This window comes from Rhizomicrobium palustre (assembly GCF_011761565.1).
Lineage (GTDB): Bacteria > Pseudomonadota > Alphaproteobacteria > Micropepsales > Micropepsaceae > Rhizomicrobium > Rhizomicrobium palustre.
This window is the reverse complement of record NZ_JAASRM010000001.1, coordinates 2,665,675-2,681,944: the sequence shown is the minus strand read 5'-3', so window position 1 is coordinate 2,681,944 and position 16,270 is coordinate 2,665,675. Positions and strand designations below refer to the sequence as shown.

At 60.3% G+C, this 16,270-nt stretch carries 15 protein-coding genes; 2 read left to right on the top strand and 13 right to left on the bottom strand.

All coding sequences use genetic code 11. The annotated features are described in order from the left end of the window. Positions 1-2: 2 nt before the first annotated feature. The 8 genes from lspA to gor form a co-directional block, all read right to left on the bottom strand. A complete protein-coding gene (lspA, locus tag FHS83_RS11975) occupies positions 3-506 on the bottom strand; it encodes a signal peptidase II (protein WP_167083189.1) in 504 nt (167 codons plus the stop codon). After that, positions 507-3,383, bottom strand: coding sequence for an isoleucine--tRNA ligase (gene ileS, locus FHS83_RS11970; protein WP_167083188.1), 2,877 nt, complete (start codon positions 3,381-3,383; stop codon positions 507-509). 340 nt (positions 3,384-3,723) lie between these two features. After that, entirely contained in the window at positions 3,724-4,662 is a 939-nt protein-coding gene (locus tag FHS83_RS11965; RefSeq protein WP_167083187.1) for a bifunctional riboflavin kinase/FAD synthetase, read from the bottom strand. A gap of 36 nt (positions 4,663-4,698) precedes the next feature. Then, positions 4,699-5,544, bottom strand: a complete 846-nt coding sequence (locus FHS83_RS11960) for a TIGR01459 family HAD-type hydrolase (RefSeq protein WP_167083186.1) — start codon at positions 5,542-5,544, stop codon at positions 4,699-4,701. A gap of 321 nt (positions 5,545-5,865) precedes the next feature. After that, positions 5,866-7,086, bottom strand: a complete 1,221-nt coding sequence (locus FHS83_RS11955; protein WP_167083185.1) for an EAL domain-containing protein — start codon at positions 7,084-7,086, stop codon at positions 5,866-5,868. A 95-nt stretch (positions 7,087-7,181) separates the two neighbouring features. Beyond that, positions 7,182-7,646 carry a threonine/serine exporter family protein gene (locus FHS83_RS11950; RefSeq protein WP_167083184.1) on the bottom strand — a complete coding sequence of 155 codons (465 nt, stop codon included), beginning with the start codon at positions 7,644-7,646 and terminating at the stop codon, positions 7,182-7,184. Beyond that, positions 7,646-8,431 (bottom strand): threonine/serine exporter family protein, encoded by a 786-nt coding sequence (locus FHS83_RS11945; protein WP_167083183.1) that lies wholly within the window; start codon positions 8,429-8,431, stop codon positions 7,646-7,648. Before FHS83_RS11945 ends, FHS83_RS11950 begins: the two co-directional genes overlap by 1 nt. 19 nt (positions 8,432-8,450) lie before the next feature. After that, complete coding sequence (gor, locus tag FHS83_RS11940; protein WP_167083182.1) at positions 8,451-9,824, bottom strand: glutathione-disulfide reductase; 1,374 nt, start codon at positions 9,822-9,824, stop codon at positions 8,451-8,453. 68 nt (positions 9,825-9,892) lie between these two features. Here gor and FHS83_RS11935 point away from each other — a divergent pair, with 68 nt between their 5' ends. After that, positions 9,893-11,062: an alpha/beta hydrolase gene (locus FHS83_RS11935; protein WP_167083181.1), complete on the top strand. Its 1,170-nt coding sequence runs from the start codon at positions 9,893-9,895 to the stop codon at positions 11,060-11,062. Positions 11,063-11,262: 200 nt separating this feature from the next. Here FHS83_RS11935 and rpiA read toward each other — a convergent pair whose 3' ends face one another. Further along, positions 11,263-11,967, bottom strand: a complete 705-nt coding sequence (gene rpiA, locus FHS83_RS11930) for a ribose-5-phosphate isomerase RpiA (RefSeq protein WP_167083180.1) — start codon at positions 11,965-11,967, stop codon at positions 11,263-11,265. Between the two features lie 168 nt (positions 11,968-12,135). On the opposite strand from rpiA, the gene FHS83_RS11925 reads away from it, so the two are divergent. Continuing rightward, a complete protein-coding gene (locus FHS83_RS11925) occupies positions 12,136-12,627 on the top strand; it encodes a Dps family protein (RefSeq protein ID WP_167083179.1) in 492 nt (163 codons plus the stop codon). Positions 12,628-12,681: 54 nt separating this feature from the next. Here FHS83_RS11925 and FHS83_RS11920 read toward each other — a convergent pair whose 3' ends face one another. From FHS83_RS11920 to glmS, 4 genes are all read right to left on the bottom strand, one after another. Further along, a complete protein-coding gene (locus tag FHS83_RS11920) occupies positions 12,682-13,173 on the bottom strand; it encodes a hypothetical protein (RefSeq protein WP_167083178.1) in 492 nt (163 codons plus the stop codon). Positions 13,174-13,236: 63 nt separating this feature from the next. Beyond that, a complete protein-coding gene (locus FHS83_RS11915; protein ID WP_167083177.1) occupies positions 13,237-13,752 on the bottom strand; it encodes a GyrI-like domain-containing protein in 516 nt (171 codons plus the stop codon). A 14-nt stretch (positions 13,753-13,766) separates the two neighbouring features. Next, on the bottom strand, positions 13,767-14,252 hold the full coding sequence (locus FHS83_RS11910; RefSeq protein ID WP_243846206.1) for a GyrI-like domain-containing protein: 486 nt from the start codon (positions 14,250-14,252) through the stop codon (positions 13,767-13,769). A gap of 175 nt (positions 14,253-14,427) precedes the next feature. Further along, a complete protein-coding gene (gene glmS, locus FHS83_RS11905; protein WP_167083175.1) occupies positions 14,428-16,257 on the bottom strand; it encodes a glutamine--fructose-6-phosphate transaminase (isomerizing) in 1,830 nt (609 codons plus the stop codon). Positions 16,258-16,270 lie beyond the last annotated feature (13 nt).

Genomic DNA, 16,270 nt, shown 5'->3' with positions numbered 1-16,270 from the left:
GCTTACTCCTTCTGTCCCGCGCCGGAGGGCGTTTCGGGGTTCGTCAAAGCATCATACAGCAAACCGATAACACCGAAGGTGATTGCTGCATCCGCAACGTTGAAAACGTAAAAATTATAGCCAAAGCCATGCAGGTGAAAAAAGTCCGCCACACGTGAGTACACCAGGCGGTCGATCAGGTTGCCAAGCGCCCCGCCGATCACCATGCCAAGCCCGATCGCGAGGATCGGCTTCTTGGCGAACCAAAGCCACCAACTGAGCAAACCCACCGCCACCATCTGGAAGGTCGCCAGAAACATGGTGCCTTCCACACTGGATGCCGGAAACAAACCAAGGCTGATGCCGGGATTCCAGACCATGACCAGATTAAAAAACGGCAATACCTCAATGGTGTAGCCGCGCGGGGCGTTCATGAAGCCCACCCCGTATAAAAGGATCATCTTGGAAGCCTGGTCGAGCACAAAGGTCGCCCCAGCGGCCAAAAGCCCGGCATCACGCTTATTCATCTAGCCCACCGCCCCACTGCAACGCCCGCACAGATCCGGATGATCGGCATTTTTGCCTACGTCAGGTAGTACCATCCAGCAGCGCGCGCATTTGTCGCCTTGGGCATGATGGAATGCAACTGCGACGCCTGCAACCTCGGCGAGGCGGAAGGCATCTGCGGGCGGCTCCTGCTGCGAAACATGGGCGCCTGAGGTGATGGCGATTTCCGCCAGATCCAAGCCCTTGAGGAGATCGACGTCCGCTTCGTCCGACACATAAAGCACCGGGGCAGCTTCGAGGCTGGCGCCGATCACCTTATCGCGGCGGGCCACTTCGAGGGCACCGGTCACGACGCGACGAAGGGCGCGAATGCGGGTCCACTTCTCGATCAGCGCGGGCGCGGCCCAGCCTTCGGGCACATCCGTGAAGGTTTGCAGATGGACGCTTTCATTCGGGTAACGAAGCGTCCAGGCTTCCTCCATGGTGAAGACCAGAACGGGCGCCAGCCAGGTCACGATGCGGCGGAAGACTTCATCGGTCACCGTGCGGCAGGCGCGACGGCGGACAGACGTCGCCTTATCGCAATAGAGCGCGTCCTTGCGGATGTCGAAGTAGAGCGCCGAGAGTTCGTTGGTGCAGAAGTTGAAGATGGCGTTGAAGACGCGGTTGAAGTCGTATTCCGCGTAGCCTTCCTTCACCAGCGCGTCGAGCTCGGCGAGCTTGGCCAGGATATAGCGTTCCAGCTCCGGCATTTCGCTGACGGCAATGCGCTCTTCTTCCGCAAAGCCCGCGAGATTGGCGAGCATGAAGCGGATGGTGTTGCGCAGACGGCGATAGGATTCGACGTTGGCCTTGATGATCTCGCCGCCGATACGCAAATCCTGCGTGAAATCGGACGAGGCCGCCCAGAGGCGCAGGATGTCGGCGCCGTTCTGATCGGCGATCGTCTGCGGCAGCACCGTGTTGCCGAGCGATTTCGACATCTTGTAGCCCTTCTCATCCAGGACGAAGCCATGGGTGAGCACCGCCTTGTACGGCGGGTGGCCTTTGGTGCCGCAGCCTTCCAACAGCGAAGACTGGAACCAGCCGCGATGCTGATCGGAGCCTTCGAGATAAAGATCGGCGAAGTCCTTCTGGAACCACGACGGCTCAATCGGCTCTTCCACCGTGAAGACATGCGTCGAGCCGGAATCGAACCAGACATCCAAGATGTCTTTGACTTGCTCGTAGTCGTCCGGGTTCTTGCCTTCGCCCAAGAAGCGCGAGGCGGGCGAATTGAACCAGGCATCCGCACCCTCAGCCTTGAAGGCTTCGATGATGCGCGCGTTCACGGTCGGATCGTTGAGCAGCTTGCCGGTCGCCTTCTCGACAAAGATGGCGAGCGGAACGCCCCAAGCGCGCTGGCGCGACAGCACCCAATCGGGGCGGCCTTCGACCATCGAGCCGATGCGGTTGGCACCCGCGGCGGGATAGAATTTCGTATCCGCAATGCCCTGCATGGCGAGCTGGCGCAGCGTCTTGCCATTCGAGCCTTCGAATTCCTGATCCATCGCGGCGAACCATTGCGGCGTAGCGCGGAAGATCACCGGCGCTTTCGAACGCCAGGAATGGGGATAGGAGTGGCGCAGCGTGCCTTTCGACAGAAGCTTGCCGTCGGCGATCAATTCCTTGATCACCGCGCCATTGGCGTCACCATCCTTCTTGCCATCGCGCGAGAGAATGTATTTGCCCGCGAAGAGCGGCACATTCGGCGCGAAGGCGCCATCGGCGGTAACGACCGCGAAGGCATCGGGATTGCGGTTGGGATAATCCTTGCCGAGCTTTTCCAGCACGATCTCAAAGTCGTCTTCACCATGGCCCGGCGCAGTATGGACAAAACCCGTACCGGTATCGGCGGTGACGTGATCGCCCGCGAGCAGCGGCACATCGAACTCATAGCCCTTGCCGCGGAAGGGATGGGCGCAAGTGATCTTGGAAGGATCAACCGCTGCAACGCGCGTGATCTTGATCTTGGAATGGCTCGCCACCTGTTCGGCCAGCGCATCGGAGAGAAGCAACTTCTCGCCAACCACAGCCAAGGCGCCCTCGCCCGCTTCGCTCACCTCATAGACGGCATAGTCCATGGTCGGCGAATAGGAGATGGCGCGGTTGGCCGGGATGGTCCAAGGCGTGGTCGTCCAGATCACCACCGACGCGCCGGTCTCGGGACCAGCGACCACCGGGAATTTCACATAGATCGTGGGCGATTGCTTCTCGTGGTATTCGATCTCGGCTTCGGCCAGAGCGGTCTTTTCCACCGGCGACCACATCACAGGGCGGAAGCCGCGATAGAGCAGACCATTGGCGAGGAACTTGTGCAGCTCGCCCGCGATCACCGCTTCGGCCTTGTAAGCCATGGTGGTGTAGGGATGATCCCAATCGCCCATGATGCCGAGGCGCTTGAACTGGCCGCGCTGTACATCGATCCATTTCAGCGCGAATTCGCGGCAATCCTTGCGCAGCTGATCGATCGGCACGCTGTCTTTCGACTTGCCTTCGGCGCGGTACTTTTCCTCGATCTTCCATTCGATCGGCAGGCCATGGCAGTCCCAACCCGGAACGTAAGGCGCGTCCTTGCCCATCATGGTCTGCGAGCGGATTACGAAATCCTTCAGGATCTTGTTGAGGCCGGTGCCGGAATGGATCTCGCCATTCGCATACGGCGGGCCATCATGCAGGATGAAAAGCGGGCGCCCCTTGGCGGCGGCGCGGATGCGGCCATAAAGGTCTTCAGAGGCCCATTTGGCGAGCCATTTGGGCTCAGCCTGGGGAAGCCCGGCCTTCATCGGGAAATCGGTCTGAGGCAGGAACAGCGTGGCGCGATAGTCTTTCGCGCTGGGATCGGAATCTTTGGACATTTTATAGAGCCTTGGCGGTGGATATGACGGCAGCGTTCCCCGGACCCCGTTAACTCACGGAGCCGGGCTGAAAATTCGGATGATCAGCCGCTGTGCCATCGGTGGATTTCCGCCTTCCGTTCGGAAAGCGCCCTTCTATCAGGGGGATGGAAGCCGGTCCAGCGGGGCGAAGGGGATGGATTTGGTTTCCACTATATCCGTCATGGCCGGGCTCCGACCCGGCCATCCAGGCGGCGGCGAAACCTGGTGCGCGCCTTAAAGGCTCTTCCAAGCTTAAACATGGATGGCCGGGTCGGAGCCCGGCCATGACGATTTAAGAATTGGCGCTTTCCTGCCCGCCCTACCCCAGAATCGCCCTGGCCTGCTCTTTGTCGCGGGTCATTTGGGCGACGAGATCGTCGACGCTGGCGAATTTCGCCTCGGCGCGGAGGTAGGAAATCAACTCTACCGAGAGATGCTTGCCGTAGAGGTCACCGGAGAAATCGAAAAGGAAGGTCTCGAGCAGCGGTTCTTCGGTCTTGTACATCGGCCTTATGCCGAGATTAGCCACCCCATTATAGCGAGCGACCTCCTGATCCTCTTCGTAAACCCCTACGCGAACTGCATAAATCCCGAACGCCGGGCGGATATAGCCATCGAGCTGCATATTGGCGGTAGGAAATCCCAGGGTGCGGCCCCGCTTGTCGCCATGCTCCACCCGCCCCTCGATCGCGAAGGGCCGCCCCAAAAGCCGCGCAGCGGCCTCGGGCTTGCCCGCCTTGATGAGACTGCGGATCAGGGTGGAGGAAATCTTGTCTTCGCCGCCCGCCATGATGGTCGGCAGAACGTCCACGGAGAAGCCTTCCATCTCGCCCATATAAGCCAAGACGCTCGAATCACCGGCCCGGCCATGGCCGAAACGGAAATCGGCGCCAACCACGACACAGGCAGCTTTCAGCCCCTCCACCAAGGTTCCCAGCACGAATTCCTGAGCGGATTGACGCGCCATCTCGGCATCGAAAGGCAGCGCGAACATGGCATCCACCCCCAGCGCCGCCAGGCGGTGAGCCTTGCCGCGGAACGGTGTCAGCCGCACGGGTTCGGAACCGGGACGGAAAAATTCACGCGAAGAGGGCTCGAAACAGAGCACCGCGCAAGGCACGTTCAAGGCGTGTGCATGCTGCTGGGCATGCCGGATGAGCGCGCGATGACCAAGATGGACGCCATCGAAATTGCCGATGGCGACAACCGCACCCTGAAACTCTGGAGCCACATCGGCGAGGTGCCGGAATACCCGCATGCCCTCTCTCAATTGCTGACGCTCTTGGGGAGCGTTTTACCACTTCAGAATGTCGAGCGCTGCCCTGGCCTTCAGCCCGTGATGGCCAAACAATTTGGCGAGCGCCGCATCGGTCAAGTCCACCAGCTCGTCCTTATGGAGGCCATGCGCCACAAACAAGGCATCCAAGCTCATGGTGTTGGCACCAGCTATATCCGTCTCGAGGGCATCCCCGACCACCAAAACCCGCGATTCCGGCGAAAAATACTTCAAGACATCGCCGTAAATCGGTGGCTTCGGCTTGCCGTAATAAATGACATCCCCGCCGATATTTTCATAGGCCTTGGCGATACCCCCGGCGCAATGCACCAGTTTTCCCCCACGCGGGGCGAACATATCGGGATTGGCACAGATCATGGTGAGCCCCTGCTCACGCAGCACCGCGAGGCTCTCGGCGTAATCGGCCGGGGTTTCGTTATCGTCGTCGAAAAGGCCGGTGCAGAGAACGATCTCCGCTTGATCCGGGCCGACCAATGCCACGTCGAGGCCATCATAGACCGGGTTGTCCCGCTCGGGCCCGATGTGATGCAGCTTCAGGATCTTGCCTTGCGCCTGGGCGATGAGCTCACGCCGCGCCGCGCCGCCGCTGGTCACGATGGCATCATAGGCCTCACGCGAGACACCCATTTTGTCGAGAATCGCAGCAACCCCATCGGGCGGCCTGGGTGCATTAGAGAGAAGCACAACCGGCCCGCGCTCTTTGCGAAAACGCGTGAGCGCCTCCACGGCTCGCGGATAGGCTGCAACGCCGTCATGCACCACGCCCCAAACATCACAAATCAGCGCGTCGTACTCGCCCGCAATGGAGCCAAGGCCTGGGGTCAGGACAGGAAAACCGTTCATCAATCCGCTACTTCAGATAAGGCGGCGAAGGGCCACCGGAAATTCCAGATGGCTATAGCCCGTCTGCCTGGGCAGGCCAAGGCACCCAACAAACACACCCTCCTTCGAGGGGCAGGTTATCGCTTTTGTGTTTACGTGCCCCATCCTGTCATCCCGGACGCGCCCGCGACGATCATGTCACCGGGCACATCGGCGCGATCCGGGACCCACCCAGACATTGCTCAGATTTTGAAGTGGGTCCCGGCTCTGCACGCACGCTGCTTCGCAGCGCACGTTTGGCCTGGATGACAAATTAAGGTAACGCGCCAAGAAACGATAGCTTTAAGCCGACTTGCGCAAGGGGATGACCGAGGCGGCGGGCTTTTCGGCGGCGCTGATCATTTCGCCGCGCACCGCGCGCGGTTCGCCGAAGAGATAGCCTTGCGCGAAATCCACCGCGTAATCGAGGAGCTGCAGCACGGTCTTTTCGTCTTCAACGCGCTCGGCGATGAGGTCGAGGCCATGACGGGCGAGAAGGTTCTTGAAATCCTCTGCGGCGACAGCGGCGCCAGCAGCGCCCATGCCCTTGGTCAGCATATCAGCGCGCACCTTGATGTAGGAAAAGCCCATCTGGCGGAGCTTTCCGAAATCGAGCGCAAGCGTCTTGATGTTATCCATCGAAAGCGCGAAGCCGAGCGAGTTAAGGCGCTTCAGATTGGCCTCGCCCTCGCGACCCGCCTTCAAGACGGCCTCTTGCGAGAATTCGAACACCATCTGGCCGCCGAGATCGCGGTTATGCTGCATGTAATCGAGGAATTGCGGGAAGAATTCCGCATCGCGCAGTGTGTCGCCCGATATATTACAGAAGACGCCGATGGAACGATTGCGGGTCATCATCCGGCGCACGATCTGCACGCAGCGGAAGAGCAGAAGATTATCGACCACGCTCATCAGACCGGCAGGCGCGGCGATCTTGATATATTGCGCGGGCATGATTACCGAGCCGTTCTCGGCACGCAAACGCGACAGCGCTTCATAGAAACGCACTTTGCGCTGCGGCAATGAAACGGTCGGCTGCAGATAGAGATCAACGCGGTTTTCCTCGAGCGAGGCGCGGATCATTTCCAGCATTTCGGGCTCGCCGACATGGGCAAGATCAGCCTGCGGGCCGGCGCGTCGTCCGCCTGCCTCATGCTTGGCTTTTTCCGAAATGCGATGGGTGAATTCCTTCATCAGGCTTTCGAGCACCTGAAGTTCAGAAACGATTTTCTTGTTCTGGGCGGAGGTGCGCGCTTCCATGGTCTTGGTGACGTCGTCCACCCGTGCCTGGGTTTCGCTGATGGCCTTGGCGAAAGCAGCGCTCGCACGTTTCAGCCCAACGATATCTTTTTTATGCGCCTTCACCTCACGGCGGCGGCTGATCGCGCCATGAATCTGGGTCATGAACAAAAAGACTATCGCACCGGCGGTGATGCCGGTGGACAGACCCTGCACCATCCCGGCCAGGCAACCGAGCGTGGCGCTCGCCAGGGCATAAATGATGAGGAGAAGAATCCGGACCATGGTGCTTACCAATGCTGCACCAGTAACCATTGCCTGCCGGGTGTTTCCAACTCGTTAACCGGAGCCATTAACCCGGCAAGTTCTTCCTAGCGCGCTCAAAAATCCGGGTTACGGAAAAGCTGGGCCGGAATGGCTAACCCTGCCCCAATTGCCGCTAACGTAAAGAATACCCGCAAGAAATACTCAGTCGCAGTGATAATCACCGCCGCGTTTTCCGGGTGCGGCGTCGTGACCGCCAGCATGCCGAGCAGGGCCTGGCTGAAAAAGGCGCCCGGCACCATGGGGATACAGCCTGCCAACGCCACCGCATTGCCCCGCGGCCCAAGGGCCCCCCGGAGCAGGCTTACCGTGGAACTCGCCATCACCGCCGCCAGAAAGGAGGAGGCTTCCAGGCTGAGATGGGCGTCCTGGCCCAGGGTGCGCACCCCAAGCGCCAAAGCACCCGTCCCCGCGCACCAGACCAAATTGCGCAGGCCGAAATTGAACAGCACCCCGAACCCCGCCGCCGCGATGGCGCCGAAGAACATCTGATGGGCGAGATGCCAAAGATCGATGACCATCAATCCAACCCCAACAGGCCTTCGGCGAGGAGGACGCCGGTGGTGGCAAAGATCATCACCATCAGAACCGTCACCGCCCGCGCGGAGCCCATGGAGGGATAGCCCTCCATCACATCGGTTTGGGCATTGGTGACGGGGATGCCAGGGACCAGAAGCAGGATCGCCGCCATCATGGCGAGGTTAACGGTGGCACTGCCGCAAAGCCGCGCTCCGAAACCGCCTATGAACGACGCCATGAAAGCGATCACCGTCGCCACGACATAATGGTTGAAGCCACGCCGGATCAGCAGCATGCGAGCGCCCTGCCCGAGCCCGCCGCCGAGCAAGACCGGTCCAAAAGCCAGCCAATCGATCCCGAGCAGCCGCCCGAAGGCCGCACAGGCAAGCCCCACGGCGAAGGCCACCAGCCAGATGGGATGGCGCGGGGTTTCTTTGATCAGACGGTCCATCTCCGCCTCGACCTCTTCGACGGACATACCACCCTTCGAGACCCGCACCGCCAGTGCGCGCATGGCATGGTCGAGGCGATGGTTCACCCCATGCGGCCCCATGCTCATCATGCGGGTGATGGTGTTCTCGCCGCTCCTGACAGTGATTTCCTGCGAGGCATAGCCGGTGCGAATGCCAACGGTCTCCACACCCAGCCCGCGCACCACCAGGGCGGCGCCCTGTTGAGCCACCCGCACCCGCGCCCCGCATTCGGTGAGAACACGGGCCATGCGCAGGGCGGTCATGGCGATCTTTTCAAGCTCACGGTGCTTTAGCGGAACGGGATCCTCGCTCATCCCGCTATTCTGACGCGATTCACGGCGCTTTCGAATAGGACTTGGTGCGCATGGTCACGAGTTCCTCAGCGACAGAGGGATGCAGCGCGATGGTGGCATCAAACTGAGCCTTGGTGGCGCCCATCTTGAGGGCGACGGCGACGATCTGGATGATTTCCGCGGCGTCGTGGCCGAGAATATGGCAGCCGAGCACCTTGTCGGTCTTCTGCTCGACGATGAGCTTCATCACCATACGTTCCTGCATGCCCGCCATCACGATCTTCATCGGCCGGAAGGTGGACTTGTAGACGTCGATGGCGTGACCGTGCTGCAGCGCGCTTTCTTCCGACATGCCGACGGTGCCGATTTCCGGCGTGGTGAAGACCGCCGTGGCGACGAGATGATGATCAGGCTTGGTCGGCGTATCCTGGAAAACGGTCTTCACAAAACACATCGCCTCGTGGATCGCGACCGGGGTGAGATTGATCCGCTCGGTGACATCGCCCAAGGCATAGATGTTTTCCACTGTGGTGCGCGAATAGCCATCCACATCGATACGGCCATTCTTGCCCGTGACGATGCCGACCTTCTCCAGCCCCAAGCCTTGCGTGTTCGGCACGCGGCCCCAGGCGAGCAGCATCTTATCGGCTTCCAGCCTTTCGCCTGCCGTGGTCTTGGCGATGATCGTGTTGCCCTCTTTTTCGACCGCGGTGAACATGCGCTCGGTCAAAATCTTGATGCCGCGGCGCTCCATTGAGGCCTGCAAGGCGTCGCGCATATCTTCATCGAAGCCGCGCAGCACTTTGTTTTTACGCACCACCACCGTGGTATCGACACCAAAGGCGTGGAAGATGTTGGCGAATTCGAGCGCGATATAACCGCCGCCCGCCACGATCAGCTTCTTGGGCAATTTGGGCCAATCAAAAGCGTCGTCGGAGACATCGCAGAATTGCGCGCCCGGCGCGCCGGCGAGATCGCGCTGTGGCTTACCGCCGGTGGCGATCAAAATCTTATCCGCCGTGATCAGCTTACCGCTGGAAAGCCGGATGGTGTGTTCATCTTCGAAGGCAGCATATTCGGGATAGACCGTGGCGCCCGCATTCTCAACACCGCCCTTATAGACCGCCTCGATGCGAGTGATCTCGCGTTCCTTGTTTTTGACAAGGGTGGCCCAATCGAATTTCGGATGGCCGACATCCCAGCCAAAGCTCGGGGCAAGTTCGAAATCCTCCACAAACCGGCTGGCATAGACATAGAGTTTCTTCGGCACGCAGCCGCGGATCACACAGGTGCCGCCCATGCGCGAGCCTTCGGCCACGCCCACCTTGAAGCCGAGGCTGGCCGTCACGCGCGCCGCGCGCACCCCGCCTGAACCGCCACCGATGACAAAGAGATCGAAATCGAATTTGGCCATGTCACTTTCCCGGCTTGCCAGCCCTCGCTTAAAGGAGCTTTGATGCGCCATCAACGCCGGAGGGGGCGATGCGCCGGATATGGGGCTTGTTGCTCTTGGCTGCAACAGTTGCAGGTTGCGCGATTGACGATTCTGGGCCGATCCGCTCGGTTTGGCGCCCGGAACCGCCCAAAACTACCTATAGCGATGTGGTTTATGTCACAGACCGGGAGGCGGACGCCTCTTTTCCGGGAGGATTTGCCACGCGCTGGGGCGGCCAGCCTTCCTGCGGCACTGCCGAAACCGTGATTCCGCCCGCGACGGGGGCCGACGGCAAGCTTGAATATGGCTATGTCGCCAAGGCCCATCCCACGGTTTGCGCCACTGCCAAAGGCAAGCTCGGCGGCGCCATCGCCCTGATCGAAGCGCAAGCGGCCGCCCGCCATTGCCGCTCGGTTTTCGTCTTTGTGCATGGCTTTCACACCGGCTTCGATGGCGCGGTGTTGCGCGCGGCCCAGATCGCCAAAGATGCCCAGACCGCTTGCGCGGTGGCCGCCTTTTCCTGGAGCGCGGAGATCAATATCGACCGCTATGTCTCCGATATCGAGCACAGCGATTACGCCCAGCCGCTGCTGGAGGAGTTTTTGCGCGAGCTCTCCGAATCCGGCCTGCGTGTGACGCTGCTCGGCCATAGTCTGGGCGGGCGGCTGTCGCTGATGACGCTTTCGGCCATGAACCAGAGCCGCCAGCCGCCGCGCCCCGGCTTTATCAGCGAGCTGGTGCTGGCCGCGCCCGATATCGGTGCCGAGGCCAAGAACAATGACTTCTTGAAGCTGATGGCGGGCGCCGTGCCGCTCGCAAAACGCACCACCGTTTATGTCTCGTCTTATGATTCCGTCTTGGAGATTTCCCGCCGTGAGCATGGCGGCGTGCCAAGGTTGGGCTCATCCAAGGATATCTCGTTTACGCCCAGCGCCGAGGATCGCGAGGTCGATATCATCGATGCCTCCAATGCGGCGGCGGACCGGCTCGATCACAGCTATTACGCCATGTCGCCCGAGACCCTGAAGGATATGACACTGGTGTTGAACGGGGTTTCGCTGAAGACGCGGGCTTTGGGCAGCGAGGGGTGGAAACCCACTATTCAGTGCGGTACCAGCCCTTGTAAGCCGCGCCTTTCCGGCGAGGATGAGCGCATGCCACGTTTTGTGACGCGCTTCATCCTGCACGTTTTGCCGGTTATCCCACTGGTGCGTTAGGCGCGTTCAAGGACTTCCACATTCTCACCCTCCCCTTGAGGGAGGGTCGAAATTTTTGCGCACGTAAGTGCGCGGGAATTTCGGGGAGGGGTTGGCCGCGGAGGGAACGTCGTGCCTCACTGACGGCACTACGACATACCCCTCCCCGAAAAACGCTGATGCGTTTTTCGACCCTCCCTCAAGGGGAGGGTTAAGGGCCTTTATCCCCTCTCGCGCACTTCGATGCCTTCGGGACGGGCGACGATCAGGGTCTTGGCGATGCCGATATAAAGCCCGTGATCGACCACCCCCGGCACGCAGGAAAGCGCGGTGGCGAGTTTTTCAGTTTCGGCGATCACCGGACCGAAGGCGACATCATAAATCACGTTGTTGCTGTCGGTCTTGTAGACCGCATCGCCCTTGTGGCGCAGCTTCACCGCCGGCGTGCCATACCCAAGCTCAGCCGCCACCGCCTGGATGCGGCGGGCGGTTTCGACATGGCCGAACTCGATCACCTCGATCGGCAGCGGGAAGGCGCCCATTTTTTCGACGAGCTTGGGGCCGTGGATCATCACAATCATCCGCTTGGCCGAGGCGGCCACGATCTTCTCGCGCAGAAGCGCGCCGCCGCCGCCCTTGATCAGGTCGAGATTGTAATCGGATTCATCGGCGCCATCGATACAGAGGTCGAGCGGGGCCAGATCGTTAAGATCTCCCAACACGATGCCGAGCGAGCGAGCGAGCTGGGCGGTGCGTTCGGAGGTTGGCACCCCCACCACATCCAAGCCACCGCGCACCCTTGCGCCAAGGAGATTAATGAACGCCTCGGAGGTGGAGCCGGAGCCGAGACCTAGCCGCATGCCATTCCCGACAAATTCCAGGGCGCGGGCAGCTGCCTGTTGTTTCAAATGGTCGATATTGCTCATGGGTCTGTCTCCTCGCAGGCCTGGAATGAAGCCGATCAGGGCGCTTTCGTCCAGCCTCGATGCCGCGCCTTTTACCGCAGCGCGCCCCTTTCCAAAATGCCGCGACAGGGTAAGGATGGCCCGGTTCCAGCCGGACTGACGGCGGCATTTTTAAGGGATGACAGGAATATGGCACGCAAAGACTCCAGCGGTCCCGTGATCGATATCGGAATCGACGACAAGCAGCGCAAAGCCATCGCCGAGGGCCTCTCCCGCCTTCTGGCCGACAGCTACACGCTCTACTTGAAGACCCACAACTACCATTGGAACGTCACCGGGCCGATGTTCAACACGCTGCATCTGATGTTCGAGGCGCAGTATACCGAGCTCGCCCTGGCGGTGGATCTGATCGCCGAACGCATCCGCGCCCTGGGCGTCTATGCGCCGGGCAGCTATGCCGCCTTCGCCAAGCTCTCCAGCATCGAGGAAAGCGAGAAGGTTCCGAACGCGACCGACATGATCGCCGATCTCGTCAAGGGCCAGGAAGCCGTGGTGCGCACCGCGCGCAAAATCTATCCCCTCGCCTCCAAGGCCGATGACGAGGCGACCGCCGATCTTCTCACCCAGCGCATCCAGCTCCATGAAAAGACCGCTTGGATGCTGCGCAGCCTGCTCGAATAGAAAAATACGTCTGGGGCGTTCTTTCACCGGAACGCCCCAGATACGCAACCGCTTCTAAAGCGCCGGGCGAAGCCGCCTTATCGCCCAAACTCCCGTTGCCAGGAAGAACAACAGCACCGCGCCTTGCGCCAGCGCGAAGGGCAATTCGTTTCCATTCGGCGCCAGCAGATGCAGCGCAGGCACTTTCATAAACGCCTGCACCACAAAGACAAAGCAATTGAGATAGAAGGCAGTCAGCGCAGACACGATATAGGTGCTGCGCCAATATCCTTTCATGTGGAAGGTGTAGCGCGCCACCACCGCCAAAACCAGCAGCAGCGTCGATATCGTGCCGACCATCAGCGCTGGCGTGATGGTTTTGAAGGGAAAGAGAAAGCCTGTGAAGGTGGTGGCTGCCGTGAAGAACAGGAATGCCGTGGTCCAGCGCCCCATGCTCTTTCCTTGCCAAAGGCCAAACAGAACAACAAAACCCGCGACAATTCCCGCGATGCTCAAGAGCACATGAAACAGCGTGAAGAGCGCCAATCCTGACATATCAAGCCCCATGTTTACCTCTTATAGAGACTAAACCGGGATTTCGCTGCAAACAAATCTCACCTTAAGGCAGGATCAGTTTTCCAGCGGCACCAATATCTCGAGCCCGCCCATTCCTGTTAGTGGATCAAACCGTTCGCTGAAGCGCTGAATAAACGCAGGCGCGCCGAAGGTCACGGGGTAAAGCCCCTCTTCCGGCAGCACTGTATCGAAGATGGATTGCAGCGTGCACGGCAACAACGCCGCGTCGCCGTGATGATCGAAAACCGCGCAATCGAGTTCCGGCAAAATGAGGCACGACAGCTCTTGCGGCACGTCTTCCTTGGCAGCCACAACAAGGCAAGAGACATATTCCATTTGCCGCCGGTTTATGTCGAGCGACAGGCAAACGCCATAGCCAAGGCGCGGAGGCAAGCGCTTCAGGTTACCCGCAGTCGCGGCAAAGTCCCGCCATTGGCAGGCAATCTTAAAATACATTTCACGCGGATCGCGCGAGAGCGTGTGAATGCACGAATATCCAGCGAGCGACACCGGACCGAACAGCTCGCGCCGGAACATCAACCTGATCGAATTTCCCGCTGTACCGAACATGGCGTTGCGCCTCGTCAAAGGACCGGGACAATCACCTCGATGTTTCCGATGAGTGTACCCGGATCAAAACCTGCCCCATAACGCTCGCAAAATTCCGGCGTGTTTATATCGCTTGGCACCATTTGAAGACCCGCCTCGCGCAATCCATCGCGCAAAATGTAATGCACGAAATCGCCGAGACCCAGCACATGGCCTAGATACGGAAATACCGCGCAGTTCATGAGCGGCAGTTCCAGCGTGCTCAACCCATCAGGCAATGCACCGCTAAACGCCATCTGCGGCGCACCGCAGAAGTAATTGAACTTGGTCTCGCCATCGGCCATACGCCCGAACACGCCTATACAGGCACAGTTGGAGGTGAACCCGCAGTGCCGCCGCATCTCCCTCCATTGCGCGCCGATGCCGTAGGAGATTCCCTCGGGCTCTTGCACCCGATTATGTGCGCGCGAAATTCCAAAAAGCCGGAGCGGCCCCAAATGCTCCAAGCGCGGCTCAACCATCGGCACCCCCTAACCTTTGCCGGAAGGGTCGAGTTCTAATGCAAAGCGCGAAGCAATGCTAGGTTGAATCGCAAGTGCGTCTGCAAGCAAGCGCCAAGGTACGCGCGTATAAGTCTGCCTTATTTTACGTACACAGATTTTAGGCGCTCTTTTAGACGCTCAGGCCGTAGGCGGACTATTCCACCGTAACCGACTTGGCGAGATTGCGCGGCTGATCAACATCCGTGCCTTTGGCCACGGCTGCGTAATAAGCCAGAAGCTGCACCGGCACCGCATAAAGAAGCGGCGTGATGAAGGGATCAGCAGCGGGCACTTCCACCGCTTTCCAGACCTGCGCACCTGCCGCGTCCAGCCCCGTTTTGTCGGAGATGAGCAGCACCTTGCCGCCACGCGCCATTACTTCCTGCATATTCGAGACGGTTTTTTCGTAAAGCGCGTCATGCGGCGCAATCACGATTACCGGCACGTTTTCATCGATCAGCGCGATGGGGCCGTGCTTCATCTCGCCAGCCGCGTAACCCTCGGCGTGGATGTAGGAAATCTCCTTGAGCTTCAGGGCGCCTTCGAGCGCCAGGGGATAGTTTGCCCCGCGGCCGAGATAGAGCACGTCCCGCGCCTTGGCGACGCCTTGCGCGATCTGACGAAGCTTTGGCTCCTGCTTCAGGAATTCGACGATATGGCGGGGCGCTTCCAGCAAGGCTGCGCAGAGTTTTTTCTCCGCCGCTTCATCAACAAAGCCGCGCGCCTTGCCCGCCGCAATGGCCAGCGGCGCCAAAGCCGCAAGCTGGCAGGTGAAGGCCTTGGTCGAGGCGACACCGATTTCCGGGCCCGCGAAGGTCGGCAGCACGATATCGGCTTCGCGCGCGATGGAGCTTTCCGGAACGTTCACAACGGCGATGGTGGTCTGGCCATGCGCCTTGGCATCGCGCAAGGCCGCCAGCGTGTCCGCCGTCTCACCCGATTGCGAGATGAAGAGCGCCATGCCGCCTTTGGGGTAGACCGGATCGCGATAACGCAATTCGGACGCGACATCGATTTCTACCGGCAGGCGTGCCAGCTTCTCGAACCAATATTTGCCGATCATGCCCGCGTAAAACGCGGTGCCGCAGGCCGACACCGTGAGGCTGGTCGCTTCGGCAAACGCTTTCGCAAGCTTCACATCGCGCTCGCGCACCGCCGGCTTGGCCGGATCAATGTAATAAGCGAGCGTATGGGCGATGACTTCGGGCTGCTCGTGGATTTCCTTGGCCATGTAATGGCTGTGGCCGCCCTTATCGACCAGACCGGCAGAAGCCGCGGTGATCTTCACCTCGCGATTGGCGGGGCGATCAGCGGAGTCATAAATCGTCACCGCGTTGCCACGGATCACCACCACATCGCCGTCATCCAGATAGGAGACGCGATTGGTGAAAGGCGCGAGCGCGAAAGCGTCCGAGCCGAGATAGGCTTCCTTGTCGCCATAACCAACGGCGAGCGGGCTGCCCATGCGGGCGCCGATGAGAAGCCCCTCTTCGCCCCTGAAGATCATGGCCAGCGCATAAGCGCCGTGCAAACGACGGATCGCTTTCTTGGCAGCGGATTCCGCGGAAAGCCCATCATCCATATAGGCGGTGACGAGATGAGCGCAGACTTCGGTATCGGTTTCGGATTCGAAGTGGTGGCCCTTGGCGATCAGCTCGGCCTTCAACTCGCGATAGTTTTCGATAATGCCGTTATGCACCACGGCAACCTTGCTGGTCGCATGCGGATGGGCATTGGCTTCCGACGGCTTGCCATGCGTAGCCCAGCGGGTATGGCCGATGCCGGTATGACCGGGGAGCGGACGATCCTTGATGACGAGATCGAGTGCAGAAAGCTTGCCGATGGCGCGGCGGCGATCGATCTGGCCCGACACCAGGGTCGCGATGCCCGCCGAGTCATAGCCGCGATATTCCAGGCGCCGAAGCGCATCGAGGATCTGACCGGCGCAGTCACGGGTACCGGCAATGCCAACGATTCCGCACATATTCGTCTCCTTC

Coding starts and splice junctions, on each gene's coding strand:
- lspA (WP_167083189.1), bottom strand. CDS start 506: ATGAATAAGCGTGATGCCGGGCTTTTGGCCGCTGGGGCGACCTTTGTG.
- ileS (WP_167083188.1), bottom strand. CDS start 3,383: ATGTCCAAAGATTCCGATCCCAGCGCGAAAGACTATCGCGCCACGCTG.
- FHS83_RS11965 (WP_167083187.1), bottom strand. CDS start 4,662: ATGCGGGTATTCCGGCACCTCGCCGATGTGGCTCCAGAGTTTCAGGGT.
- FHS83_RS11960 (WP_167083186.1), bottom strand. CDS start 5,544: ATGAACGGTTTTCCTGTCCTGACCCCAGGCCTTGGCTCCATTGCGGGC.
- FHS83_RS11955 (WP_167083185.1), bottom strand. CDS start 7,086: ATGGTCCGGATTCTTCTCCTCATCATTTATGCCCTGGCGAGCGCCACG.
- FHS83_RS11950 (WP_167083184.1), bottom strand. CDS start 7,646: ATGGTCATCGATCTTTGGCATCTCGCCCATCAGATGTTCTTCGGCGCC.
- FHS83_RS11945 (WP_167083183.1), bottom strand. CDS start 8,431: ATGAGCGAGGATCCCGTTCCGCTAAAGCACCGTGAGCTTGAAAAGATC.
- gor (WP_167083182.1), bottom strand. CDS start 9,824: ATGGCCAAATTCGATTTCGATCTCTTTGTCATCGGTGGCGGTTCAGGC.
- FHS83_RS11935 (WP_167083181.1), top strand. CDS start 9,893: ATGCGCCGGATATGGGGCTTGTTGCTCTTGGCTGCAACAGTTGCAGGT.
- rpiA (WP_167083180.1), bottom strand. CDS start 11,967: ATGAGCAATATCGACCATTTGAAACAACAGGCAGCTGCCCGCGCCCTG.
- FHS83_RS11925 (WP_167083179.1), top strand. CDS start 12,136: ATGGCACGCAAAGACTCCAGCGGTCCCGTGATCGATATCGGAATCGAC.
- FHS83_RS11920 (WP_167083178.1), bottom strand. CDS start 13,173: ATGGGGCTTGATATGTCAGGATTGGCGCTCTTCACGCTGTTTCATGTG.
- FHS83_RS11915 (WP_167083177.1), bottom strand. CDS start 13,752: ATGTTCGGTACAGCGGGAAATTCGATCAGGTTGATGTTCCGGCGCGAG.
- FHS83_RS11910 (WP_243846206.1), bottom strand. CDS start 14,252: ATGGTTGAGCCGCGCTTGGAGCATTTGGGGCCGCTCCGGCTTTTTGGA.
- glmS (WP_167083175.1), bottom strand. CDS start 16,257: ATGTGCGGAATCGTTGGCATTGCCGGTACCCGTGACTGCGCCGGTCAG.